The sequence below is a fragment of the Acidimicrobiales bacterium genome (genome assembly GCA_016794585.1).
Taxonomy (GTDB): Bacteria; Actinomycetota; Acidimicrobiia; order Acidimicrobiales; family DATDAH01; genus JAEUJM01.
Genome location: JAEUJM010000016.1, coordinates 24629 through 49734 on the forward strand (window position 1 = coordinate 24629; position 25106 = coordinate 49734).

Below are 25106 nucleotides of genomic sequence, written 5' to 3' on the forward strand. Positions count from 1 at the left end.
ACGTTCCCCCCGACGGAACGACGGGGGGAACGATGTACCGCGAGGTCCTCTACGAGGTCGACGACCCGGTCGCGACCATCACGCTCAACCGGCCCGAGGTGCTGAACGCCTGGACGCCGACGATGGAGATGGAGGTGCGCGATGCGCTCGCGCGTGCGGTCGCGGATCCCGCGGTCGTCGGCATCGTCCTGACCGGCGCGGGGCGGGGGTTCTGCGCGGGCGTGGATCTGACGATGCTCGAGGCCTACGCCGCGGGCGACCGCGACGTGCTCGTCGCCGAGGAGGTGGCGCTGCCGGGTGAGGCGTGGAGCGAGGACCTGCGCGGCCCCTACAGCTTCCTGATGTCGCTTCCGAAGCCGGTCGTCGCCGCCATCAACGGCCCGGTGGTGGGCCTGGCCCTGGCCATCGTCCTGGCCTGCGACCTGCGCTTCATGGCCGAAGACGCCCACCTCGCCACCACGTTCGCGGAGCGCGGCCTCGTCGCCGAGTACGGCCTGGGCTGGCTGCTGCCCCGGATGGTGGGCCCGACGGTGGCGATGGACCTGCTGTTCTCGGCTCGTCCGGTGCGCAGCTCGGAAGCCGTCGCACTCGGTCTGGCCAACCGGTCGCTGCCCCCTGACGAGCTGCTCAGCGCGGCGCGCGCCTACATCGTGGATCTCGCCGCGAGGTGCTCGCCGGCCTCGCTGGCGGTGATGAAGCGGCAGGTCTACACGCACCTCCACGCCGGCCTCCGCGAGGCCGAGCTGGAGTCCCGCCGACTCATGTTGGCGAGCTTCGAGCGGCCCGACGCCGCCGAAGGCGTGCGCTCGTTCGTGAAGAAGCGGCCCCCGCGGTTCGCGCGGCTGGGCACGACCACGGGAGGTTGAGACATGGGTGGAGTGATGGGTGGAGGGCAGGCAGGGCTGTGCGCCGACCGGGTGGTCGTGATCACTGGCGCCGGCCGGGGGATCGGGCGGGGCCACGCCCTCGCCTTCGCCCGCCACGGGGCCAAGGTCGTCGTCAACGACCTCGGCGCCGAGGTCGGCGGTAACGGGGCGTCGCTGTCGCCGGCGCAGGAGGTGGTGGCCGAGATCGAGGCCGAGGGCGGCGAGGCCGTCGTCGACGGCCACGACGTGAGCGACTGGGCGGGCGCAGAGGCGCTGGTGGCCACCGCGGTCGAGGCGTTCGGGCGCCTCGACGTGCTGGTGAACAACGCTGGGATCCTGCGGGACCGGGTGCTGGTCAACATGGCCGAGGACGAGTGGGACTCGGTCATCCGGGTCCACCTCAAGGGGACCTTCGCCACCTGCCACTTCGCGGCCAACCACTGGCGGGACCGCGTGAAGGCGGGCGAGGAGGTCGACGGTCGCATCATCAACACCACCTCGGCGTCCGGGCTCTACGGCGCCGTCGGCCAGGCCAACTACGGCGCGGCCAAGGCGGGCATCGCGGCGTTGACGATCATCGCCGCCGAGGAGTTGGCGCGCTACGGCGTGGCGGTCAACGCCATCTCGCCGGGCGGGCGGACCCGGATGACCGAGCCGCTCGGCTACGGCGTCGGCATCCCCGAGGACAAGTTCGACTTCGCCGACCCGGAGAACGTGGCCCCGATGGTCGTGTGGCTGGGCAGTGAGGAGGCGAAGGGCATCACCGGGCAGGTCTTCCAGGCCAGCGGGGGCACGATCGGCATCGAGCAGGGCTGGCACCACGGGCCCGAGGTCCGCCAGAAGGCCCGCTGGGACCCCGCCGAGATCGGCCCGGTCGTGCGCGACCTCCTCGCCCAGCAGGCGGCGGGCTGAGGTGGACCTCGACGACACGCCGGAGGAGGCGACCTTCCGGGCGGAGGCCCGGGCCTGGCTCGAGGGTGAGGTCGAGCCCCTGGCGCCGGGAGAGGCGCCGGCCGCGATCTCGGAATTCGAGGACCCCGACGAGATCGAGCGGTCCCGGGCCTGGCAGGCCCGCAAGGCCGAGGCCGGGTGGGCCTGCTTCACCTGGCCGGTCGAATACGGCGGGCGGGGCGGCACCTCGACGCAGCGCTCGATCTTCGCTCAGGAGGAGGCGCGGTTCCGGATCCCTCCCGACGTCTTCACCGCCGGCATCGGCATGGCCGGCCCCACGCTGCTGGCCCACGGCAGTGACGAGCAGAAGCGGCGCTGGCTGCCCGGGATGGCCCGGGGTGAGCAGATCTGGTGCCAGCTGTTCAGCGAGCCGGGGGCGGGCTCGGACCTCGCCGCCCTGCGCACCGCGGCGATCCGCGACGGCGACGAGTGGGTCGTGGACGGCCAGAAGCTGTGGTCGTCGGCGGCGAACCTGGCCGACTGGGGCCTGCTGCTCGTGCGCACCGACCCGGACGTGGGCAAGCACGCGGGGCTCACCTACCTGCTGGTCGACATGCGCTCACCCGGCATCGACGCCCGCCCGATCCGCCAGATCACGGGCGGCGCCAACTTCAACGAGGTGTTCCTCACCGGGGTGCGGGTCCCCGACGCCAACCGGCTCGGCGAGGTGGGCGGGGGCTGGTCGGTCGCGCTCACGACGCTGATGAACGAACGGTCGTCGCTCGGCGCCGGCGGGACGGGCGGCGCCCTCGGGGTCCGCGCGCTGATCGCGTTGGCGGCGGCGACCCACGACGAACGGGGCCCCCTGCTCGGCGACGATGCCGTGTGCGAGGCCATCGCGGACTGCTACGTGCGCTCGAAGGGGGTCGTCTACACGTCGTGGCGCACCCAGACCGCGATGTCGCGCGGTGTCCCGCCCGGGCCGGAGGTCTCGATCGCCAAGCTGGTCGCCGGCCGCATGCGCCAGGACATGATGGCCCTGGCCCTCGACCTCCAGGACCTCTTCGGTGCGGTCGTCGCGTCCGACCCGGCCGCCGACCACCTGCCCTGGGACCACGGCTACCTGTTCGCCCCCGCCGCCCGCATCGGTGGGGGCACCGACGAGGTCCTGCGCAACATCATCGGCGAGCGTGCCCTCGGGCTCCCCCCGGAGCCGCGGGTGGACAAGGGCCTCGCGTTCCGCGAGATCCCGACGGGACGGTGACGTGAACTTCGACTTCGACGACGACCACCGGGAGCTCCAGCGGGCCGCTCGCGCCCTCCTCGACGATCGGTGCACCCTGCGCGACGTGCGCTCGGTGTTCGAGGGCCCCGCCCCGTTCGACGCCGACCTCTGGGACGCGGGGGCGGCGATGGGTTGGATGGGGCTGGCCGTCCCGGAGGCCGATGGCGGCCTGGGGCTCGGCTACCTCGAGCTCTGCCTGGTGGCCGAGGAGCTGGGGCGGGCTTTGGCCCCGATCCCGCTGTCCTCCTCGGTCTACCTCGGGATCGAGGCCCTGTTGCTGGCCGGCTCACCCGATCAGCGGGCGCGCTACCTCCCGCGCCTCGCCGCGGGGGAGCTCATCGCCACGCTGGCGGTCCAGGAGCGACGGGATCGCGTCGCCGGATTCGACCTCCAGACCCGCTTCGAGGACGGTCGCCTGCACGGCGTGAAGGCGCCGGTGCCCGACGGCGAGTGCGCCGGGCTCGCCGTGGTGGTGGCCAACGGTGGCTCGACGCTGGCCCTGGTCGAGCTGGACGGCGAGGGCGTGCGACGGGAGCCGCTCGCGTCCCTCGATCCCTCGCGCTCCCTGGCCCGCCTGCACTTCGACGGCGCGGCGGCCGAGGTGCTCGGCGCCGACGGCGATGGCCGCCACCTGCTCGACCGGCTCTACGACCGCGCCGCGGTGCTGTTCGCGTTCGAGCAGCTGGGCGGGGCCCAGCGCTGCCTCGACCTGGCCGTGGGCTACGCCAAGGAGCGCTACACGTTCGGCCGGCCCATCGGCTCCTACCAGGCCGTCAAGCACAAGCTGGCCGACGTGTTCGTCGCGGTCGAGCTGGCCCGCTCCAACGCCTACTACGGCGCGTGGGCGCTCTCGACGGGCAGCGACGAGCTCGCGATCGCGGCCTGCCTGGCCCGGATCAGCGCGACGGAGGCATTTCAAGCTGCGGCAGAAGAAGGACTGCACGTCCACGGCGGGATCGGCTTCACCTGGGAGCACGACGCCCACCTCTTCTTGCGTCGCGCCCGGCTGCTCGCGGTCGAGCTCGGGGCCGCCCGCCGGTGGAAGCGCACGCTCGTCCACCGCCTTGCCGCGCGCCCGTGAGCACTACGCTCCCCGCCCGATGAGCCGCGCGGGGGAGGAGCCGGGCGACGCCGGGGTGCCCGGCGTCGTCGAGCCGGTCCAGGGCCGCTCGAAGCTCTCCACCCGACGCCTCCTCGAGGCCGCCGGCGACCTGATCGCCGAGCGGGGCTTCGAGCAGACCAGCCTCGCCGCCATCGGTGAGCGGGCGGGCTACAGCCGAGGCCTGGTCACCACGCGGTTCGGGACCAAGGAGAACCTGCTGAAGGTCCTGATGGAGCGGATCACCTCCGACTGGATCGAGCACAACGTCCTGCCCGAGATCGCCGGCCTGCCCGGCCTCGACGCGATGCTCACCTACCTCGACACCGTGATCCGCCAGCTGGAGCGCGACCCGCAGGCGATGCGGGTGCTCTGGGCGCTGTCGTTCGAAGCGGTCCGCCCCTCGTCCCCACTGCGCCAGTACGCCGAGCCGTACCACCGGAACACGGTGAACGTGGTCACCGAGTTCCTCGAGGCGGGCATCGCGGACGGGACGATCAATCCCGAGATCGACCCGCAGGCCGAGGCCCTGCTCCACGCCGCGACCCTCCGCGGGCTGGCCTACCACTGGATGCTCGAGGGCGAGTCCGCCGACGTCGTGGCGCTCTTCACGTCGTTCCGCGACCGCATCGCCCGCGAGTACCGGAACCCCGAGGGGCCCGACCGCACGTCCTGAGACCGACCACGGCTAGAACCTTGACAGGCGACAAGGTTTGGTGTCAGATGCGTCCGTGACCGATCTGGCGCGCATCGACGGCTTGGCGCAGGCCGAGATGGTCCGGGCGGGCGAGATCAGCCCGCTCGAGCTGCTGGACGCGACGCTGCGTCGCATCGAGGCGGTGAACCCCGAGGTCAACGCCGTCGTCGCCACGATGGAGGAGGAGGCCCACCGGGTCGCCGCGGGGGAGCTCCCCGACGGACCGTTCCGGGGGGTGCCCTTCCTGCTCAAGGACGGCGGCGGCGCCGCCTACGCGGGCGAGGTCGCCTCCGGCGGCAGCCGCTACCTGGCCGACTACGTGCCGCAGGAGGACGGCGAGATCACCCGTCGGTACAAGGCCGCCGGGCTGGTGTGCTGCGCCAAGACCAACCTCTCCGAGTTCGGCATGCAGCCGACCACCGAGCCCGAGCTCCACGGGCCGACCCGCAACCCCTGGGACCTGACCCGCATGGCCGGTGGGTCCAGCGGCGGCGCCGCCGCCGCCGTCGCGGCCCGCCTGGCCCCCATGGCCAACGGCAGCGACAGCGGTGGCTCCATCCGGGTCCCGGCGGCCTGCTGCGGCGTGTTCGGCCTGAAGCCCACGCGCATGCGCACGTCGTCGCCCCGCCGCGAGCTGGGCCTCTCGATCCGCATGGGCTTCCTCTCGGAGCACGCCCTGACGATCTCGGTCCGGGACTCGGCGGCGCTGCTCGACGCGTGCGCCGGCGGCCTCCCCGGCGATCCGTTCATCGCCCCCGCGCCGCGCCGGCCCTACCTCGAGGAGGTCGGGGCCGAGGTCGAGCCGCTGCACATCGTGTTCAGCACCGAGGCCCCGTCGGGGGTGCCCCTCGATCCCGAGTGCGTCCGCGCCGTCCTCGACGCCGCCGAGCTCTGCGAGGAGCTCGGCCACCACGTGGAGGAGAAGGCGCTCCGCCTGGACGTGGCCCGGCTCGCCGGCGCCTTCGGGCACATCTCCGCCGTCGGCACCGCCTGGGACATGCGCAACTGGGAGCGCAAGATCGGCAAGCCGATCGTCCAGGAGGACTTCGAGCCCGGCACGTGGGCGGCCATCGAGCGGGGCCGCTCGGTCGGTACGTCGGCCGACGACCTCATGGACGCCCAGGTCACCATCCAGTCGATCTGCGACGAGGTGGCCGCCTTCTCCGAGCCCTACGACGTCTGGCTGACCCCGACGGTGGGCTCACCGGCCCTGCCGCTCGGGATGTTCAAGGCCACCCCCGAGGAGCCCAACCGGGCGATGACGACGTCGATGAAGTTCCTGCCGTTCACCATGTTGCAGAACATGACGGGCCAGCCGGCCATGTCGGTCCCGCTGGCATGGACCGACGACGGCCTCCCGGTCGGCCTGCAGTTCGTCGGCCGCTACGGCGACGAGGGCCTGCTGTTCCGCCTCGCCGCGCAGCTCGAGGAGGCCCGGCCCTGGGCCGACCGGATCCCGCCCGTCAACGCCCTCGACATCCCCTAGGAGATCCCCCATGGCCGCTTCCGTCGAGTCACCCGTGTCGATCGACTCGCGCGACACCTGGACCGCGTACACCTTCGTCGACGACCCGGTGATGGACGACCAGTTCAAGCACCACCTCAGCATGATGCTGTACGGCATGACCGACCTCGGGGAGTGCCTCGAGGTGGCCCGCCACATCGTGGCCGACGACATGGAGAGCTGGATCGGCGCCTGGTCGGCGATGGCCCAGCGCATCCAGGCCCGGGCCGAGGCGTTCGACGCCAAGGGCAACCGGGCCAGCGCCGCCTCGGCGTACCTCCGCGCCGCCACCTACTGGCGGGCGGGCCTGATGCACTTCGGCCCTCCGTCGGACCCGCGTGAGGAGACGTGCACGAAGACCAGCTACCACTGCTACGACCGGTACCTGGAGCTCTCCGGCTACCCGGGCGAGTACCTCGAGGTGCCCTACGAGGGCAGCGTCCTGCCCGCGTACTTCTACCGGTCGCCGAAGGCGAGCGGCCCCGCACCGACCTTGATCTTCCACCAGGGTCGCGACGCCTGGCCCGACGACACCCGCTGGGTCTACGACAGCGCGATCGAGCGGGGCATCCACTGCCTTGCCCTCCACGGGCCCGGCCAGGGCCTGGCCATCCGCCTCCACGGGCACCCGTTCCGCCACGACTGGGAGCAGGCCATCACCCCGGCCCTCGACCGGGTGCTGGAACTGGACGGCGTCGACCCCGACCGGGTCGGGCTGATGGGGGCGAGCTTCGGCGGCTACCTGGCCCCGCGCGCCGCGGCGTTCGAGAAGCGCCTGGCGTTCTGCATCGCCAACCCGGGCGTCCTCGACTGGGGGAGCTCGATCAAGGCGTCGTTCCCGCCCGAGCTGCTCGAGCAGTACGAGGCCGGGCCCGAGGCGTTCAACGCGGCCATGGACATGGTGATGGGCATCTCGGCCACCCACTCGTGGTTCATCGAGGACTCGATGTGGAAGCACGGGGTGGCGAACCCGTACGACCTCATGAAGGCGTTCGAGGCCTGCGACCTGCGGCCGCACGCGGACAAGATCGAGTGCCCGACCCTGGTCATGGACGGCTCCCAGGAGGCGTTCTCGACCGGCCAGGCCCGACCGCTCTTCGACGCGCTGACCTGCTCCAAGGACTACCTGCTCTTCGACGACGAGTCGACCGCGCAGCTCCACTGCCAGAACGGGGCCAACGCCACGGCCGCGGAATTCATGTTCGACTGGCTCGAAGGCGTGCTATGAAGATCGACGGCGGCATCGGTTCCGACCTCGGTGCGGTCGGCGCCGTCGCCCGGGAACGGGAGGCGCAGGGCTACGACGGGCTCTGGACCGCCGAGACCGCCCACGACCCGTTCCTCCCCCTCGCCGTCGCCGCGCAGACGACCGAGCGGGCCGAGCTGGGCACGGGCATCGCCGTGGCCTTCGCCCGCAACCCGATGCTCCTGGCCCAGGTGGGCTGGGACCTCCAGGCCGCCTCGGGTGGCCGGTTCCTCCTCGGCCTGGGCAGCCAGATCGAGCCGCACGTCACCCGGCGCTTCTCGATGCCCTGGTCGGCCCCCGCGGCTCGGATGCGGGAGATGATCGAGGCGATCCGGGCCATCTGGGCGTCGTGGCAGGACGGCACCAAGCTCGACTTCCGGGGTGACTTCTACACCCACACCCTGATGACACCGTTCTTCAGCCCGGGGCCCAACCCGCACGGCGCCGCGAAGATCTTCCTCGCCGGCGTCGGCGAGCGGATGACCGAGGTGGCCGGCGAGGTCGCCGACGGGTTCCTGTGCCACGCCTTCACCACCGACCGCTACCTGCGGGAGGTCACGCTGCCGGCGCTGGAGCGTGGCGCGAAGTCCGCCGGGCGGTCGTTGGCCGACATCGAGATCTCCGGTCCCGCCTTCGTGGTGACCGGCACGACCGAGGAGCAGATGGCCGACTCGGCGGCGAAGACCCGCCAGCAGATCGCGTTCTACGGCTCGACGCCGGCCTACCGACCGGTCCTCGACCTCCACGGGCTCGGTGAGATGCAGGACGAGCTCAACGCGATGTCGAAGCAGGGCCGGTGGGAGGAGATGGGCGCGCTGATCACCGACGACGTGCTCGACCTGTTCGCCGTCGTCGCCGCACCGGAGGACCTCGCCGACGCCGTGGCCGCCCGTTTCGGCGACGTGGTCCAACGCCTCAGCTTCTACACCCCCCGCTCCGGCGACGTGTCCCGGTGGCGCACCGCGATCGAGCGCCTGCAGGGCGTCGGCGGGTGACGACCGGGCCGGAGCTGCACGTCGACGTCCACGACGGCGTCGGCGAGCACCTCCTCCTGGTGCACGGCTTCCTCTCGAGCCGCGCCCACTGGCTGCCCAACCTCCCCCGCCTGGCCGAGGTCTGCCGCCCGGTCACCGTCGAGCTGTGGGGCCACGGGCGGTCGCCGTCGCCCACGGAGCCCGAGTGGTACGAACCGGCGGCGTACCCCGCGGCGTTCGAGGCCGTGCGGGAGGCCGTCGGGTGCGAGCGCTGGTTCGTCTGCGGCCAGTCGTTGGGCGCAGCGTTCACCCTGCGCTACGTGCTCGACCGCCCCGAGCGGGTGCTCGGCCACATCTTCACCAACAGCGCCGCCGCCGTGGCGGTCGAGGGCCGGATCGATCCGGCCCGCATGGAGGCCATGGCCGAAGCGTTCGAGCAGGGGGGCACCGAGGCCATACGGGCCCAACGCATGTTCCCGGGCAACGTCGAGGGCCTGTCCGACGACGTCCGGGCCGCCCTGTACGACGACGCCGGGCTCCACGACCCCGTCGGTCTCGCCCGCACGTTGCGCTTCGGGTCGGACACGTCGTCGCGGTCGAGGATCGCGGCGAACCAGGTGCCCACCCTCCTCGTGGTGGGGGAGCGGGAGAAGGGGTTCGTCGGCCCTCGTCGCCTCCTCGAGGAGACCATGCCCCACCTCCAGGTCGTGCCGGCCGACGCCGGCCACGGCGTGAACCTCGAGGCCCCCGGCACCTTCGATGACGCGGTCGTGCGCTTCATCACCGAGCTCAGCCCGGTCTGACGTCCACCCGCCGGCGTCACCCAAAACCTTGTCAGGCGACAAGGTTTGAGCTAACGTGGCGCCGTGCACCCGGGACACCACGTGCTCGAGGCGCCGGACCGGGCGGCGCTCGTCGTCGCCGGCACCGGTGAGACCACGACGTTCCGCGAGCTGGACGACGGCTCGAACCAGCTGGCCCGGGTCTTCTGGGAGGCGGGGCTGCGGCCCGGGGACCACGTCGCCCTGTTCAGCGAGAACCACCCGCGGTACTTCGAGGTCTACTGGGCCGCGCTGCGGTCCGGCCTCTACCTCACGCCCATCAACCGCTCGCTCACGGCGGCGGAGGTGGCGTTCATCGTCGAGGACTGCTCGGCCCGCATCGTCGTGTGCTCGGAGCTCCTCGGCGACGTCGCCCAACAGCTCCCCGCTCTCGTCCCGGGCGTGCAGTGGCTCATGTACGACGGCTTCCGCCCCGGCTTCGACAGCTACGAGGAGGCCGTCGGCGCCCAGCCGTCGACGCCGTTGGACGACCAACCGCTCGGGGAGGTCATGTTCTACAGCTCGGGGACCACGGGCCGGCCGAAGGGGATCGTGCGCCCGCTCAGCGGGAAGTCGATCGACTCGAACCCGGGCGGGAAGATGGCCAGGAACTTCCTGGGGATGGGCGACGGGGCGGTGTACCTCTCGACCGCCCCGCTCTACCACACGGCCGCGTTGGGCTTCGCGGCGGCCACCCAGGCCCTGGGTGGCACGTGCGTGCTGATGGAGCGCTTCGACGCCGAGGAGGCGCTGCGGTGCATCGAGATCTACGGCGTCACGCACACCCAGTGGGTGCCCACCATGTTCAAGCGCCTGCTCGACCTGCCCGAGCAGACCCGGGAGCGCTACGACCTCGCCACCCACGAGGTGGCGCTGCACGGCGCCGCGCCGTGCCCCGTGGAGCTCAAGCGCGGGATCATCGAGTGGTGGGGTCCCATCGTGCTGGAGTACTACGGCGCCACCGAGGGCAACGGGATGACGGTCATCGACTCCCACGAGTGGCTGCACCACGTCGGCTCGGTGGGCCGGCCGGTCTTCGGGTCGATCCACATCTGCGACGAGCGCGGCGAGCCCGTGCCCACCGGTGAGGACGGCCTCGTCTACTTCGAGCGGGAGACGCTCCCGTTCGCCTACCACAACGACGACGCCAGGACGGCCGCCACCTGCCACCCCGAGCACCCGCTCTGGACCACCCTCGGCGACGTCGGCCACGTCGACGAGGAGGGGTACCTCTACCTGACCGATCGCCAGGAGTTCCTGATCATCTCCGGGGGCGTCAACATCTACCCGGCGGAGAGCGAGCTGCTGCTGCTGACCCACCCGCTGGTCGCCGATGTCGCGGTCATCGGGGTGCCCGACGCCGAGTTCGGCGAGTCGGTGAAGGCGATCGTGGAGCTCCGGGCGGGTGACGCCGGCACGCCGGAACGCGAGGCCGAGCTCATCGAGTTCTGCCGATCCCAGCTGGCCCACTTCAAGTGCCCGCGCTCGATCGACTTCGTCGACGCGCTGCCCCGACTGGAGACCGGGAAGCTCGCCAAGAAGGCGTTGCGAGACCGCTACCGGGAGGCCGCGGCAGGAAGCGGCTGGACGAGCGGGTCCGGGTGAGCTAGAAATCATGCGAATAGTACGCAGCGGCAATCGAGGGGAGCGCTGGGATGGGACGAGGACGACGATGTGGGGCACGGTGGCATCGATCGACGGGGGCGGCACTCGTGCTCGCGTTCGCCTTGGTGGCGGCCGGGTGCAGCAGCAGCGATGACGGCGGCGGTGAGAATGCCTCCGGCGACGGCACCACGACGAGCGCCCCGGCGCCGGTCGAGGACAGCCACTTCACCGGTACGGACACCTTCTGCACCGCCGTGGAGGGGGAGCCGGCCGAGGCCCCGACCGCCAGCGACGACGGCATCACCGCAGATTCCATCACGCTGACCCACGTGCGCCTGCAGCTGGAGGACCTCGAGAGCATCGGCTTCGCGACCGATCTGGGTGACCAGAACGACTACGCGCAGACCTTCGTCGACGTCGTCAACGACCAGTGCGGCGGCATCAACGGGCGCCAGATCGACCTCCAGAACGTCGAGGTCCCGGTCCCCGGCTTCGCCCCCGACGCCGACGCTGCCGCCCAGGAGGCCTGCATCAACGTCGCCGAGGAGCAGCGGTCGGTCGCGGCGTGGTCGAACAGCGGGGTCGGCGTGCCGCTCGCCAGCTGCCTGACGGGACCGAACGACGTCATCTTCCTGACGACGTACGACCTCAGTGCGACGGACTTCGAGGAGTCCGACGGTCGCCTGTTCTCCGTCTCGCACTCGCCCACGGACATCCTCCGGTACGCCGCGCTCGAGCTCGGCCCGGACCTGGAAGGCAAGAAGATCGGCATCGTCCACGGCGACACCGACCCCGATCCGCAGGTGGCGGAGGAGGGCCTCGTCCAGACGCTGGAGGAGCAGGGCCTCGAGGTCGTCCGCGTGGACACCATCGGCTGCCCGGACGGGCCACCGTGCACCGAGGGCGTTCGGGAGTCGGTGCAGGGGATGCTGGCCGACGAGGTCGACGTCATCTTCCCGCTGCTCGACACGACGTCGTTGCCTGGCTACCTCGCCGAGATGGTCACCCAGGGCGCCGAGCCCGGCGACATCCAGTTCTACAACACCAGCTTCCTCGCCCAGGACAGCGAGCTGGTCACCGGCAAGATCGTCGAGTTCGGCGGTGAGGACGCCGCCGCCCTGTACGACGGCGCCGTGTTCATCAGCGGGGCGCAGTCCGGCCAGCAGCGCGAGGACGCGTTCGAGCCGGACCCGTTCACCCAGATGTGCAACGAGGTGTACGCCGAGAACAGCGCCGCCGCCGGCGGAACGGTCTTCGACCCGACGGCCGGTGACGACGAGGCCCGCTTCTACAGCTCGGTGTCGGGTCACTGCGCCATGGTGCGGATGCTCGCTCGGGCGATCGAGGCCGCCGGCCCCGACCCGTCCCGAGAGGACATCGCCGCCGCCCTGGGCAACCTGGGCGACGTGGACCTCGGTGAGGGTGCGCCCGGTAGCTTCACCCCGGGCAAGCCCACCGCGCCGGATGCCATCACCCGGCTCCAGTTCCAGTATCCGTGCCAGATCGAAGCGGACACGGAGCAGGGCCACTGCGTCCAGTCGGAGGGGGACTTCCTCCCGATCCCGGAGGGTTGATGCAGCACGAGGACGACGGCGCGGCCAGCACGCGCAACGGGACCAACCCCCACACCGCCCCGGCCAGCCTGGCCGGGGCGGTGCTGGCGGAGGAGGCCAAGAGCCAGCAGGTCCACGCCGAGCGATCGGCCGATGTCGTCCTCCCCGATGACCTGTTGCCCGGCGTCGACGTGGCACCCATGAGCCTGCGGGAGACCCTGCGGGCGGGCGGACTGGCCATGATGGTCGTCATCGTGCTGGTCACGATCGTCGAGGAGTTCAACCGCCAGACCACCACCGTCCTCGGCCCGGACATCCAGAGCACCTTCTCGATCAGCGACACGAAGCTCGTCGGCATCGCCTCGTTCGGGGGGGTGGCCCTCGTGCTGGGTGCGGTGCCGTTGGGCTGGCTCGCCGACCGGGTCTCACGGCGTCTCATCGTCGTGGTCTCGTTGCTCGTCGCCAGCCTCGGCCTCGTGCTGGTCGCGGCGTCGGTGAACACCTTCCAGCTGTTCTGGGCGTTCACCCTGATCGGCTTCGGGGCCGCCTACTCGAACCCGGTCTACGGCTCGCTGATCGCCGACCAGTACCCGATCCCCGGTCGGGGTCGGGCATTCGCGCTCTACGCGATGGCCACCCCGATCGGCCTCATGCTGGGGCCGTTCGTCGCGGGCGCCGTCGCCGACCTCGCCGGCGGCCCGGAAGGCTGGCGCACGGTGTACGTGACCATCGCCGCCGTGGTCGTGGTCTTCGCGATCGGCGCCGCCGTGTTCCTGAAGGACCCGGCTCGGGGCCGCTTCGAGCAGGAGCTCGTGCTCGGCGAACTCCTCGACGAGAAGACCACCAAGCAGGAGCTGCCCATCACCATCGCCACCGCCTACCAGCGGATGAAGAAGATCAAGACCTTCTGGTTCGTGTGCACGGGCCTCGGTGTCCTCGGCTTCGCCTTGATCACGGTCCCGCTGCAGCTCGGCCTGCTGCTCCGGGACGGCTACCAGTACGGCGCCTACACCCGCGGCTGGATGCTCTCGCTCGCCCAGATCCCCGCGGTCGTGGCCATGATCGCCGCCGGGTATCTCTACGACCGGGCCTTCCGTGAGAATCCCGAGCGCATGGTGCGCCAGGCCGGGCTCTTCATCGTCGCCTTCGGTCTGGTGCTCGTGGTCGGCCTGCGCTTCGACTCGATCGTCCTGCTCATCGGTTTCTACGCACTGGCGGGCGCCTGCACCAGCGCCGCCCTCGTCGCCGTGGGCCCGATCGTCTCGTCCGTCTCTCCCTACCGGCTGCGCGCCCAGGCCTTCGCCATCGTGCCGGTCTTCACCTTCCTCATGGGCGGGTTCTTCGGGAGCCTGCTCGTCGGCGCGCTCTCCGATGCCCACGGCCAGCGCACCGCACTCACGATCGTCGTGCCGCTGTCGGCCACGATCGGTGGCCTCCTCTTCTTCTCCGGTGGCCGCTACCTCAAGCGCGACATCTCGCTCGCGGTGGAGGACCTCCTCGAGGAGCAGCAGGAACAGCAGCGCATGCGCCGGTCGCCCGGCGACATCCCGGCCCTCCAGGTCCGCAACCTCGACTTCAGCTACGGCCCGGTGCAGGTGCTCTTCGACGTCGACCTCGAGGTGGCCAAGGGCGAGGTCGTGGCCCTCCTCGGCACGAACGGCGCCGGCAAGTCGACCCTGCTGCGAGCGATCAGCGGCCTCGGCATCCCCGACCGCGGCGTCGTCCGGCTCAACGGCCAGGCTCTGACCTACGTCGAGGCCGAGGTGCGGTTCCAGGTCGGCGTGGTCCAGCTCCGCGGCGGCGCCGGCGTGTTCCCCGAGCTCACGGTGGCGGAGAACCTGCGCACGGCGCTCCTGGCCAGCCACTTGCCGTCGCACGAGGTCCAGGAGCGGGTCGCGAAGGCGATGGACCTGTTTCCGGTGCTGACGAGCCGGTCGGGGACCGCCGCCGGCCAGCTGTCGGGTGGCCAGCAGCAGATGCTGGCCCTCGCCATGGCCCTGGTCCACGAGCCCGAGGTCCTGCTCATCGACGAGCTCTCCCTCGGGCTGGCGCCGACGGTGTTGCAGGAGCTGCTCGTGGTCGTGGCCCGCCTGAAGGCGGAGGGCCAGACGATGGTCATCGTCGAGCAGTCGCTCAACGTCGCGCTCGCGTTCGCCGACCGGGCCGTCTTCATGGAGAAGGGCCGGGTGCAATTCGAGGGTCCGGCCCAGGAGCTGCTCGAGCGCGACGACCTGGCCAAGGCGGTGTTCCTCGGCGGGGAACGGGGAAGCGGGTGATGCTCGGCTTCCAGATCACCCAACAGGCGCTCTTCTATGGAGCCGTCAGCGGTCTGACCTACGCCGTCCTGGCCGCCGGCTTCGTCCTCGTCTACCGCTCGACCGGCGTGCTGAACTTCGCCCAGGGGGAGATCGGGGCGTTCGGCGTGGCCATCATCGGCCTGCTCGCGGCCGGGTACGACATCCCCTACTGGCCGTCGTTCTTCCTGGCGGTGGCCGCCAGCGTTCTCATCAGCGTCGTGGTCGAGATGACGGTGGTGCGGCGCCTCTCCAAGTCGTCGCGCCTGGTCCTGCTCATCGCCACCATCGGGCTGGCGCAGCTCCTGTTCGCGGCGCGGCTCCTCCTGCCCGACGCCGCTGCGGCCGAGGCGTTCCCGCTGCCCTTCGACGTGTCGTGGCAGCTGACGGACTCGATCCTGGTCGTCTCCCGCGAGGTCCTGGTCCTCCTCGTCGCCCCGGTGACCATCCTGGGTCTGGCCCTGTTCATGACCAAGACGCGCTTCGGGCTCATGGTCCGGGCGTCGGCGGCGAACCCGGACACCGCCCGTGTCTTCGGGATCAGCGTCAAGACCACCTCGACCATCGTCTGGGCCATCGCCGGTGGGTTCGCGGCGGTGACGGCGATCATGATCGCCCCGATCCAGGGCATCACCCCGGGCAGCGCCGTTCGAGCGGGGACGGCCGCCATCGGCCCGTCGTTGATGGTGCGGGCGCTGGTCGTGGCCCTCATCGCCCGCATGCGGTCGTTGCCCCTGACCCTCGTCGGTGGTCTGGCCGTCGGGATCTTCGAGGCCGTGGTGCGGGCCAACGTCGACCGCAACAACCAGTCGATCGTCGACCTCTGGCTGTTCCTCGCGGCGGTGGTCCTCGTCCTGTTCTGGGTCCGCGGCCAGCGCGATCCCGCCGCCTTCTCGCTCTCCGCCCGGGTGAAGCCGATCCCCGAGCGCCTGCTGGCCCTCTGGTACATCCGTCACCTCACCAAGATCGGCTTCGGCCTGCTGTTCGGCGCGCTGGCCATCCTGCCGTTCTTCCTCGACCGGCCGTCCCAGGACTTCCTGTGGACCGACGTGCTGATCTTCGCCATGGTGGCGCTACCGCTCTCGATGCTGCTGGGTTGGGCCGGCCAGTTCAGTCTCGGCCAGTTCGCGTTCGTCGGCGTCGGCGCCGTCGTGACCGTGATGGTCACCCACGACCACGACATCCCGGTGCCGTTCGACCTGTTCGATCTGCACCTCCAGGTGCCGTGGGGTGTGGCGGTGCTGCTGGCGACCGCCGTCGGGGTGGTGGCCGCCCTGCTCATCGGCCTGCCCGCGCTCCGGGTGCACGGGCTCTTCCTGGCGGTGATCACCTTCGCCTTCTCGGTGGCGGCGGCGAGCTGGTTGTTCGACCAGGGGGCGTTCACGGGCTCGGAGTTCGCCACCAGGACGCCGTTCATGGTGCCCCCGGTCGTCGGGGGCATCGACTTCTCCGACCGGCGCAGCTTCTACTTCCTGTGCCTGGCCTGCCTCGCGCTGATGACCGCGCTCATGGCGCGCGTGCGGCGCACCGGCCTCGGCCGGTCGATGATCGCCGTGAACGAGAACGAGGACATGGCCGCGGCCTCCACCATCTCGGCCACCCGGATGAAGCTCGTCGCCTTCGCCATCTCCGGGGGCATGGCCGCCTTCGCCGGCGCGCTCTTCATCACCCTCCGGGTGGAGCTGAACCCGACCGAGGCCTTCACCCCCGACGACTCGCTCCGCATGATCGCGACGGCCGTCATCGGGGGTCTCGGTTCGGTGGCCGGCCCGATCATCGGGGCGCTGTTCGTCCGGGGCCTGCCCGTCGCCTTCGGCGACGTCGAGGAGGTCCGGCTCCTCACCAGCGCGGTCGGCCTGCTCTTGCTGCTCATGTACTTCCCCGGCGGGCTGATGCAGATCGTCTACGCGGGCCGCGACGCCGTGCTGGGTTGGGCCGACCGCCGCCTCACCGCCAAGGAGCCGGCGGCCGCCCCGGCGGCGCCCGCCGAGGTGCCGGTCCGCTCGAGCCGCGAGATCGCGGTCCCCGAGGGGGCGCCGTGGCTCCGGCTGGACGACCTGCGGGTTCGCTTCGGGGGCATCACCGCCGTCGACGGCGTGTCGCTCGCGGTGGACGGCGGCGAGCTGGTCGGGATCATCGGCACCAACGGCGCCGGCAAGTCGACGCTGATGAACGCCATCAGCGGCTTCGTCCCGTCGTCGGGGACCATCGAGGTGCTCGGCCGCGACGTCAACGGCCTCCCCCCGCACAAGCGCCACCTCGTGGGCATGGGCCGCGGGTTCCAGGCCGCCCGGCTGTACCCCGAGCTCACCGTGCGGGAGACGATCATGGTCGCCCTCGAGGCCCGGGAGCGGTCGCTGGTGGTGCCGTCGATGACCGGCCTGCCCCCGTCGCCCGGCCGTGAGCGGCGCAAGCGCGCCGAGGCCACCGAGCTCATCGATTTCGTCGGCCTGGGGGCCTACGCCGAGCAGTTCGTGGCCAACCTCTCGACCGGTACCCGCCGCATCGTGGAGCTGAGCTGCCTCGTCGCGGCCGACGCCAAGCTGCTGCTGCTCGACGAGCCGACGGGCGGCGTGGCCCAGCGCGAGACCGAGGCCTTCGGCCCCCTGATCGTGAGCATCCGGCGCGAGCTGGGTGCGGCGATGGTCGTGATCGAGCACGACATGCCGCTGATCATGGGGATCTCGGACCGCGTGTACTGCCTCGAGGCCGGGCGGGTGATCGCCGAGGGGAGCCCCGACGCGGTCCGCAACGACCCGCTCGTCGTGGCGTCGTACCTCGGCACCGACGAGCGGGTCATCCAGCGCTCGGGTGCCGTGGCGGTCGGCGCCGCTCCCGATGAGGTCGGCTCGTGACGCGGATCGGCCACTGGATCGCCGGCAAGGCCGTCGAAGGTGCCTCCGGTCGATCGGCACCCGTGTTCGACCCGGCGACGGGCCGCCAGACCGCCACGGTCGCCTTGGCGTCGACCGCGGAGGTCGACGACGCGGTCGCCGCCGCGAAGGCGGCGTTCCCCGAGTGGCGGGCCACCTCCGTGGCCCGACGGGCCTCGATCCTGTTCGAGCTGCGCGAGCTGATGGTGCGCCGCCGCCACGACCTGGCCGCACTGGTCACCGCCGAGCACGGGAAGGTCCTCGCCGACGCCGCCGGCGAGGTGGCCAGAGGGTTGGAGAACGTCGAGTTCGCGTGCGGCGTGCCGACGCTGCTCCAGGGCGCCTTCACGGAGCAGGCCTCGACCGGTGTCGACGTGACCACGATCCGCCAGCCCGTCGGGGTGCTGGCCGGGATCACCCCGTTCAACTTCCCGGTGATGGTGCCGTGCTGGATGTTCGCCACCGCCATCGCCTGCGGCAACACGTTCGTGCTCAAGCCGTCCGAGCGCGACCCGTCGGCGTCGCTCCTGCTGGCCGAGCTGGTGGCCGAGGCCGGCGTTCCCGACGGCGTCTTCAACGTGGTCCAGGGCGACCGTGAGGCGGTCGACCGGCTGGTGGACCACCCGGAGGTCGCCGGCGTCAGCTTCGTGGGCTCGACGCCCGTCGCCTGCTCGATCTACGCCCGGGCGGCCGCCGCCGGCAAGCGCGTCCAGGCGCTCGGTGGGGCCAAGAACCACATGATCGTGCTGGCCGACGCGGACGTCGGCCTCGCCGCCGACGCCGCCGTCTCGGCCGCCTTCGGCTCGGCCGGCGAGCGCTGCATGGCCGTCTCGGTGGTCGTGGCTGTGGGTGCCGTGGCCGACCCGCTGGTCGAGGCCATCGCCGAGCGCACGTCGGCGCTGGTGGTCGGCCCGGGCACCGAGGACGAATCGGAGATGGGCCCGCTGATCACCGCCGAGCACCGGGACCGGGTGGCGTCCTACGTCGACGCCGCCGAGTCCGCCGGCGCCGCCGTGGTGGTCGACGGTCGGGCCTGCGCCGTCGCCGGCCACGCGGACGGCTTCTTCCTCGGCCCCACCCTGGTCGACACCGTCGATCCCGCCATGTCGGTCTACGCCGACGAGGTCTTCGGGCCGGTGCTGTCCGTCGTGCGGGTCGACACTTTCGAGGAGGCGGTCGAGCTCATCGCCCGGAGCCCCTACGGCAACGGCACCGCCATCTTCACCCGTGACGGCGGCGCCGCCCGCCAATTCCAGTTCGAGGTGGAGGCCGGGATGGTCGGCATCAACGTGCCGATCCCGGTGCCCGTGGCCTACCACTCGTTCGGCGGGTGGGGGCAGTCGCTGTTCGGCGACACCCACATCTACGGGCCGGAGGGCATTCGATTCTGCACCCGCACGAAGGTTGTCACCGCGCGGTGGCCCGATCCGGCGACCAGCACGGTCGACCTCGGCTTCCCCCGCACCCACTGATCTCCCGACCCCGAAAGGTCCCCGCATGACCGCATCCCCCTTCGACCTGCACGGAAGAGTGGCCGTCGTCACCGGTGCCAGCTCCGGCATCGGTGCCGAGATCGCCCGCGCCCTCGGCGAGGCCGGGAGCCAGGTCGTCCTCGTCGGCCGGTCGGTCGAGCGCCTCGCCGACGCCGAGGCCGCCGTGGCGGCCACCGGGGCGGACGCGCTGAGCGTGGCCGCCGACCTCTGTGCCGACGACGGTCCCGCGGCGGTGGTGGCGGCGGCGGTCGAGCGGTTCGGCCGCATCGACGTGCTCGTGCACTCGGCCGGCATCTACGAGCAGGCGTCGCTGGCCGACAGCACGGACGCGGTGATCGACGCCCAGTGGGCCACGAACGCCCGGGCCCCGTACCGGCTCACCCGGGAGGCGCTGCCGCACCTCGGGCGCGGCAGCTCGGTGATCTTCCTCTCCTCGACCGCCGGCCACGTGGGCTCGGCGAACGACTCCGCCTACTGCGTCTCGAAGGGGGCGGTGGAGATGCTGGTCAAGGCCCTCGGGGTCGAGCTCGCCCCCCAGGGCATCCGGGTCAACGCGGTCGCCCCGGGCAACGTGCGCACCCCCATGAACGCCGCCTTCTTCGCCGACGCCGAGGTCAAGGCGTCGGTCGAGGCGGCCACGCCCGCCGGTCGGATCGGCGAGGTCACGGACATCAGCCCGGCGGTGGTCTACCTGGCCTCCGCGGCGTCGGCCTGGGTGCACGGCACCAGCCTGCGCGTCGACGGTGGGGAGACGGCGCAATGACCGATCGCTTCCCGAGCGGTATCGACCACTACGACTTCGGCGACGAGCTCAGCCGGCTCGAGCGGGCCTCGCGCTTCCACGAGTGGACCCGGAACTTCTTCGACGAGGGCCCGCACCTGGTGGCCTGCCCGGAGCTGCCCTGGGGCGACGAGGTGCGCCACCGGTCGATCGAGGCCTACGAGCGCTTCGTGCACGGCGAGACGTGGATCACGGGTGGCGGAGCCCGGGAGATGGAGGCCGAGATCGTGTCGTGGATGGGCGGCATCCTCGGCGCCGCCGAGCCCGCCGGGTTCGTCACCTCCGGCGGGTCGGAGTCGAACATGTGCGCCATCCTGGCGGGGCGCGAGCGGTCGGGGATCACCACGGGCGGCAGCCTCGTGTACCCGGCCAACGCCCACTACTCCGTCCCCAAGCTGTGCCGGATGTTCGGGCTCGAGCCGATCGTCGTGCCGTCGGTCGAGGGCTCGCTCTACGAGGTGGACGTCGAGGCCTACGCCGCGGCGATCCGCCCGGACACGGTGGCCCTCTTCACCACGGCGGGCACGTGGGCCTACGGCACGGTCGACCCCATCGAGGCCATCGGGGAGATCGCCCTCGAGCGCGACCTGCATCTGCACGTCGACGGTGCCTTCGGGGGCTACATCCTCCCGTTCCTCGAGCGCTCGGGGTACGACACCGAGCTCCCCCTCTGGGACTTCCGGGTGCCGGGGGTCAGCACCATCAGCGCCGACCTCCACAAGAACGGCATGGCGCCGCCGCCGGCCGGGACGTTGTTCTTCCGCGACGCCGGCGTGCTCGAGCACGCCAAGGCCGTCTGCCCGCCGAACGGGACGATGACGGGCACCCGGGGCACCGGCCCCATCGCCGGGGCCTGGACCATGGTGAAGCTGCTCGGCGAGGAGGGCTACCAGGCCGTGTCGCTGAAGTCGATGGCGCTGCGCGACGAGCTGATCGCCGGCGCCACCGCCATCGACGGCCTGTCGATCTACCCGGGCACCCGCATCAACATCGCTCTGATCGTCAGCGACGAGCTCGACCTGCGGCCGGTGGCCACCGAGCTGCGCGACCGGGGCTGGATGTTCTCGGCGCGGGCGGTGCCGGAACCGGTCAGCATCGTGGTCGTGCCCATGCCCCACAACCACGGCCAGGTGGGCCCGTTCCTCGACGACCTGCGCGACGCCATGGAGCTGGCCGTGCCCTTCGACGGCGCGGCGGCCGGGGCCGACGGCGGCCCGGTCTCCCAGTACGGCTTCTGAGGTCGACGTGCGCATCTCGGTCGACATCGGGGGGACCTTCACCGACCTCGTCCTCGAGGACGGGGGCCACCTCGAGCTGGCCAAGGCGCCGACGGTGCCGCACGACCCCGCCGAGGGGATCCTCGACGTCCTGGCGGCGGCCGCGGCCCGCCGGGGGGTCACCCGGTCCGAGCTGCTGGCGGCGACCGACACGTTCGTGCACGCCACGACCCGGGGGCTCAACGCCGTCCTCACCAGGACGACCGCGACGACGGCGTTCCTGACCACCGCCGGCCATCCCGACGTCCTGCTGCTGCGGGAGGGCGGGCGCGAGGACCCGTTCGACTTCACGGTGCCCTATCCCGAGCCCTACGTGCCGAGATCGCTGACCTTCGAGGTGCCCGGCCGGCTGCTGGCCACCGGCGAGGAGCTCGAGCCCCTGGACCGGGGTTCGGTGGAAGCCATCGCCGATCGCCTGGCGGCCACCGAGGTGGAAGCCGTGGGTGTGTGCCTGCTGTGGTCGACGGTGAACCCGGCGCACGAGCTCGTCGTCGGCGAGGTGCTGGCCGAGCGCCTGCCCGACGTGCCCCACACCCTGTCCCACGCCCTGAACCCGTCGCTGCGGGAGTACCGGCGCGCCTCGTCGGCCTGCATCGACGCCTCGCTCAAGCCGTTGATGAGCCGGTACCTGCAGGACCTCGGTACCCGGCTGGGCGACGCGGGCTTCGGCGGCCGCCTGCTCGTGGTCACGTCGAGCGGCGGCGTGGTCGACGCCGACGACGTGGTGCGGGCGCCGATCCTCTCGATCAACTCCGGCCCGTCGATGGCCCCCGTGGCCGGGCGGGCCTACGCGGCCGCCGACCTCGACTCGGCCGAGGTGATCGTGGCCGACGCCGGCGGCACCACCTACGACGTCACCGTCGTCCGGGGCGGGCAGATCCCGTGGACCCGGTCGGCGTGGGTCGGCCCCCGCTTCACGGGGCACATGACCGGGTTGCCGTCGATCGACGTGAAGAGCGTCGGCGCCGGTGGCGGCAGCATCGCGTGGGTCGACCCCGGCGGGCTGCTGCACGTCGGCCCCCAGAGCGCCGGCTCGGTGCCCGGGCCCGCCTGCTACGGGCGGGGGGGCACGGCCGCCACCGTCACCGACGCCGCGGTCGTGCTCGGCCACCTCGACGCGGCCGCCTTCTCCGGCGGGGCGATGCCGCTGGACGCCGGCGCCGCCGTCGCCGCGGTCCGCCAGGCCGTCGGCGGGCCGCTCGGGCTCGACGACGTGGAGGCGGCCGCGGCCGTCCTCCGCCTCACCACCGAGCAGATGGTGCGGGCCATCGAGGAGATCTGCCTCGAGCAGGGCATCGACCCGGCCGGGTCGGTCCTCGTCGGCGGCGGGGGAGCGGCGGGCCTCAACGCCGTCGCCGTCGCCCAGCGCCTCGGCTGCCGCCGGCTGATCCTGCCCGCGGTGGCCGCCGCCCTCGCCGCGGCCGGCGCGCTCATGTCCGACCTCACCGCGGCCTACACGGCCACGGTGCCGACCACCAGTGCGACCTTCGCCGCCGACGCGGTCAACGACGCGCTTGCCACCCTCGAGGGGCAGGCGGCGGCGTTCGTGTCGCGATCCGGTGCCACCGACGAGGCGTCGACGGTCTCCCTCTACGCCGAGGCCCGCTACCCGCAGCAGATCTGGGAGCTCGAGGTGCCGTTGCGCGTCCCGCGGTTCGCCTCGGCCGCCGACGTGGACGCCTTCGTCGAGGACTTCCACGGCGTGCACGAGACCGTGCTGGGCATCTCCGACCCCGGTTCGCCGGTCGAGGTGGTCGGCTGGGGCGCCCGGGTGCGGTGCCCGCTGCGGCGCTCGGGCGGGCTGCTCACGGCCAGGGCCGAGGACACCACCGTCGCCGGGGCCGAGCGGCTGGCCTACGTGGACGGGGTCGGCATGGTGGCGACCCCGGTCCGGGCCCTCGGCGCGCTCGGCGACGACGAGGCGGCCGAAGGCCCCCTGCTGATCGAGTCCGCGTTCACCACCGCGGTCGTCCCCAAGGGGGCGACCGCCCGCCGCACGCCGGCCGGCTCCCTGGTCGTGGAGCTCTGATGGGCACCCTCGACGGCGCCGAGCTGGCGGTGCTCAGCAACCGCTTCGCCGCCATCGTGCGCAAGATGCAGAACACGCTCGCCCGGTCCGGCCGGTCGGGCGTGCTCAACACCGCCCGGGACTTCTCGTGCTGCATCCTCACCGCCGCGGGCGACATCTTGATGACCGCGGAGAGCCTGCCCATCCACGTGACCGGTGGCCCCGACCTGCAGGCGCGCTCGATGCTCGAGTTCTTCCCCGAGCCGAAGGCGGGGGACGCCTACCTGCACAACTCGCCGTACCACGGCAACACCCACCCGGCCGACCACTCGCTGTTGGTGCCGGTGGTCGACGCCGACGGCGTGCACCGCTTCACGGTGCTGGCCAAGGCCCACCAGGCCGACTGCGGCAACTCGGTGCCCACCACCTACATGGTCAGCGCCCGCGACGTGTACGAGGAGGGGGCGCTGATCTTCCCCTGCGTGCAGGTGCAGCGGGAGTACGAGGACTGCGCCGACGTGCTGCGCATGTGCGAGATGCGCATCCGGGTGCCCGACCAGTGGCGGGGCGACTACCTGGCGCTGGTGGGCACGGTGCGCATCGGCGAGCGGGCCGTCGCCGAGCTGGCCGAGGAGCTGGGGTGGGGGGCGCTCGACGCGTTCGCCGAGCAGTGGCTCGACTACGGCGAGCGGCGGATGGCCGCGGCCATCGGAGCGCTGCCCGCGGGCACGGCATCGGCCTCGACGACGCACGACCCCGTGCCCGGCCTGCCCGACGGGGTCACGGTCGGGGCCACGGTGCGGGTCGACCCCGAGCGCCAGGTGATCGAGGTCGACCTGCGCGACAACCCGGACTGCGTGCCGTGCGGTCTCAACCTGAGCGAGGCGGCGTCGCGGGCCTCGGCCATGATCGGCGTGTTCAACAGCATCGACCACACCATCCCGCACAACCAGGGCGCGTTCCGGCGCGTGGAGGTGCTGCTGCGCGACGGCTGTGTGGTCGGCGTCCCCCGTCACCCGGCCAGCTGTTCGGCCGCCACCACCAACCTGGCCAACCGGGTGGTGAACATCGTGCAGCGGTCGATGGCCGACATCGGGGTCGGTATCGGCCTGGCCGAGGTGGGGACCGGCTTCTCGCCGTCGGAGGCGGTGGTGTCGGGCGTCGATCCGCGGCACGACACGGCGTTCGTCAACCAGCTCTTCACGGGTCCCAACGGCGGTGCCGGCGGCCCCGACACCGACGGGTGGCTGACCATGTCCGACCTCGGCAGCGGCGGCTCGCTGCTGCTCGACAGCGTGGAGATCGACGAGATGAAGCAGCCCCTCGTCGTCCACGAGCGGCGGCTGGTGCCCGACAGTGAGGGCGCGGGCCGCCACCGCGGAGCGCCCGGCCTGCACGTGGAGTACGGGCCGCTGGGCTGCACGATCGAGACCCTCTACGCCAACGACGGCGCGGTGAACGCCACCGCCGGCGCCCAGGGCGGGCTCGGCGGGGCCCCCTCGGCGCAGCACCGACGGGGCGCCGACGGGCGCCTGGAGGAGGTCGACGCCTGGGGGCCGACGGTGATCGCGCCGGGTGAGCGCATGGTCGCCCGGACCGCCGGCGGCGGCGGGTACGGTCCGCCCGTCGACCGCCCGGCCGAGGCCGTGGCCCACGACGTGGCCGAGGGTTGGGTCAGCCGCGAACGGGCGGTCGAGGTGTACGGCGTCGTCGTGGGCGACGATGGCGAGGTGGACGTCGCCGCCACGGCGGCGCGACGAGACGGAGGCAACGGGTGATCGACCGCGAGCGACTGGCCACGGGCATCGGCGGCGTGGTGGGCGACCTGGCCGAGAGGAA

At 72.2% G+C, this 25106-nt stretch carries 18 protein-coding genes; all 18 read left to right on the forward strand.

What is annotated here, in order from left to right:
• The first annotated feature begins 32 nt into the window (after positions 1-32).
• Positions 33-866, forward strand: coding sequence for an enoyl-CoA hydratase/isomerase family protein (locus tag JNK12_08900; GenBank protein MBL8776036.1), 834 nt, complete (start codon positions 33-35; stop codon positions 864-866).
• A gap of 15 nt (positions 867-881) precedes the next feature.
• On the forward strand, positions 882-1778 hold the full coding sequence (locus JNK12_08905) for an SDR family NAD(P)-dependent oxidoreductase (protein ID MBL8776037.1): 897 nt from the start codon (positions 882-884) through the stop codon (positions 1776-1778).
• 1 nt (position 1779) lies between these two features.
• The gene (locus JNK12_08910) at positions 1780-3021 is read left to right on the forward strand and encodes an acyl-CoA dehydrogenase family protein (GenBank protein MBL8776038.1); all 1242 of its coding nucleotides are present in this window, start codon (positions 1780-1782) and stop codon (positions 3019-3021) included.
• 1 nt (position 3022) lies between these two features.
• Complete coding sequence (locus tag JNK12_08915) at positions 3023-4123, forward strand: acyl-CoA/acyl-ACP dehydrogenase (protein MBL8776039.1); 1101 nt, start codon at positions 3023-3025, stop codon at positions 4121-4123.
• 19 nt (positions 4124-4142) lie between these two features.
• On the forward strand, positions 4143-4817 hold the full coding sequence (locus JNK12_08920; GenBank protein MBL8776040.1) for a TetR/AcrR family transcriptional regulator: 675 nt from the start codon (positions 4143-4145) through the stop codon (positions 4815-4817).
• Positions 4818-4872: 55 nt separating this feature from the next.
• A complete protein-coding gene (locus JNK12_08925; GenBank protein ID MBL8776041.1) occupies positions 4873-6324 on the forward strand; it encodes an amidase in 1452 nt (483 codons plus the stop codon).
• A 10-nt stretch (positions 6325-6334) separates the two neighbouring features.
• Positions 6335-7570: an alpha/beta fold hydrolase gene (locus tag JNK12_08930; protein ID MBL8776042.1), complete on the forward strand. Its 1236-nt coding sequence runs from the start codon at positions 6335-6337 to the stop codon at positions 7568-7570.
• Positions 7567-8583 (forward strand): LLM class F420-dependent oxidoreductase, encoded by a 1017-nt coding sequence (locus JNK12_08935; protein ID MBL8776043.1) that lies wholly within the window; start codon positions 7567-7569, stop codon positions 8581-8583. Before JNK12_08930 ends, JNK12_08935 begins: the two co-directional genes overlap by 4 nt.
• Positions 8580-9365 (forward strand): alpha/beta fold hydrolase, encoded by a 786-nt coding sequence (locus JNK12_08940; protein ID MBL8776044.1) that lies wholly within the window; start codon positions 8580-8582, stop codon positions 9363-9365. Before JNK12_08935 ends, JNK12_08940 begins: the two co-directional genes overlap by 4 nt.
• A gap of 63 nt (positions 9366-9428) precedes the next feature.
• Positions 9429-10988, forward strand: coding sequence for an acyl-CoA synthetase (locus JNK12_08945; protein MBL8776045.1), 1560 nt, complete (start codon positions 9429-9431; stop codon positions 10986-10988).
• 107 nt (positions 10989-11095) lie between these two features.
• Positions 11096-12562, forward strand: a complete 1467-nt coding sequence (locus JNK12_08950; GenBank protein ID MBL8776046.1) for an ABC transporter substrate-binding protein — start codon at positions 11096-11098, stop codon at positions 12560-12562.
• A complete protein-coding gene (locus JNK12_08955; GenBank protein ID MBL8776047.1) occupies positions 12562-14817 on the forward strand; it encodes an MFS transporter in 2256 nt (751 codons plus the stop codon). Before JNK12_08950 ends, JNK12_08955 begins: the two co-directional genes overlap by 1 nt.
• Positions 14817-17690: an ATP-binding cassette domain-containing protein gene (locus tag JNK12_08960; GenBank protein ID MBL8776048.1), complete on the forward strand. Its 2874-nt coding sequence runs from the start codon at positions 14817-14819 to the stop codon at positions 17688-17690. The genes JNK12_08955 and JNK12_08960 overlap by 1 nt, the downstream gene beginning before the upstream one ends.
• A complete protein-coding gene (locus JNK12_08965; GenBank protein ID MBL8776049.1) occupies positions 17687-19180 on the forward strand; it encodes a CoA-acylating methylmalonate-semialdehyde dehydrogenase in 1494 nt (497 codons plus the stop codon). The genes JNK12_08960 and JNK12_08965 overlap by 4 nt, the downstream gene beginning before the upstream one ends.
• A gap of 25 nt (positions 19181-19205) precedes the next feature.
• Positions 19206-19964, forward strand: a complete 759-nt coding sequence (locus JNK12_08970; GenBank protein ID MBL8776050.1) for an SDR family oxidoreductase — start codon at positions 19206-19208, stop codon at positions 19962-19964.
• Positions 19961-21220 carry an aminotransferase class V-fold PLP-dependent enzyme gene (locus JNK12_08975; GenBank protein ID MBL8776051.1) on the forward strand — a complete coding sequence of 420 codons (1260 nt, stop codon included), beginning with the start codon at positions 19961-19963 and terminating at the stop codon, positions 21218-21220. Before JNK12_08970 ends, JNK12_08975 begins: the two co-directional genes overlap by 4 nt.
• 7 nt (positions 21221-21227) lie before the next feature.
• Positions 21228-23288: a hydantoinase/oxoprolinase family protein gene (locus JNK12_08980; protein MBL8776052.1), complete on the forward strand. Its 2061-nt coding sequence runs from the start codon at positions 21228-21230 to the stop codon at positions 23286-23288.
• On the forward strand, positions 23288-25045 hold the full coding sequence (locus tag JNK12_08985) for a hydantoinase B/oxoprolinase family protein (GenBank protein ID MBL8776053.1): 1758 nt from the start codon (positions 23288-23290) through the stop codon (positions 25043-25045). The genes JNK12_08980 and JNK12_08985 overlap by 1 nt, the downstream gene beginning before the upstream one ends.
• The last annotated feature ends 61 nt before the right edge of the window (positions 25046-25106 follow it).

Bases quoted from the DNA above. Each gene is read 5' to 3' on its own strand.
- JNK12_08970 (MBL8776050.1), top strand. From the start codon at position 19,206: ATGACCGCATCCCCCTTCGACCTGCACGGAAGAGTGGCCGTCGTCACC.
- JNK12_08985 (MBL8776053.1), top strand. From the start codon at position 23,288: ATGGGCACCCTCGACGGCGCCGAGCTGGCGGTGCTCAGCAACCGCTTC.
- JNK12_08930 (MBL8776042.1), top strand. From the start codon at position 6,335: ATGGCCGCTTCCGTCGAGTCACCCGTGTCGATCGACTCGCGCGACACC.
- JNK12_08975 (MBL8776051.1), top strand. From the start codon at position 19,961: ATGACCGATCGCTTCCCGAGCGGTATCGACCACTACGACTTCGGCGAC.
- JNK12_08905 (MBL8776037.1), top strand. From the start codon at position 882: ATGGGTGGAGGGCAGGCAGGGCTGTGCGCCGACCGGGTGGTCGTGATC.
- JNK12_08920 (MBL8776040.1), top strand. From the start codon at position 4,143: ATGAGCCGCGCGGGGGAGGAGCCGGGCGACGCCGGGGTGCCCGGCGTC.
- JNK12_08935 (MBL8776043.1), top strand. From the start codon at position 7,567: ATGAAGATCGACGGCGGCATCGGTTCCGACCTCGGTGCGGTCGGCGCC.
- JNK12_08900 (MBL8776036.1), top strand. From the start codon at position 33: ATGTACCGCGAGGTCCTCTACGAGGTCGACGACCCGGTCGCGACCATC.
- JNK12_08955 (MBL8776047.1), top strand. From the start codon at position 12,562: ATGCAGCACGAGGACGACGGCGCGGCCAGCACGCGCAACGGGACCAAC.
- JNK12_08960 (MBL8776048.1), top strand. From the start codon at position 14,817: ATGCTCGGCTTCCAGATCACCCAACAGGCGCTCTTCTATGGAGCCGTC.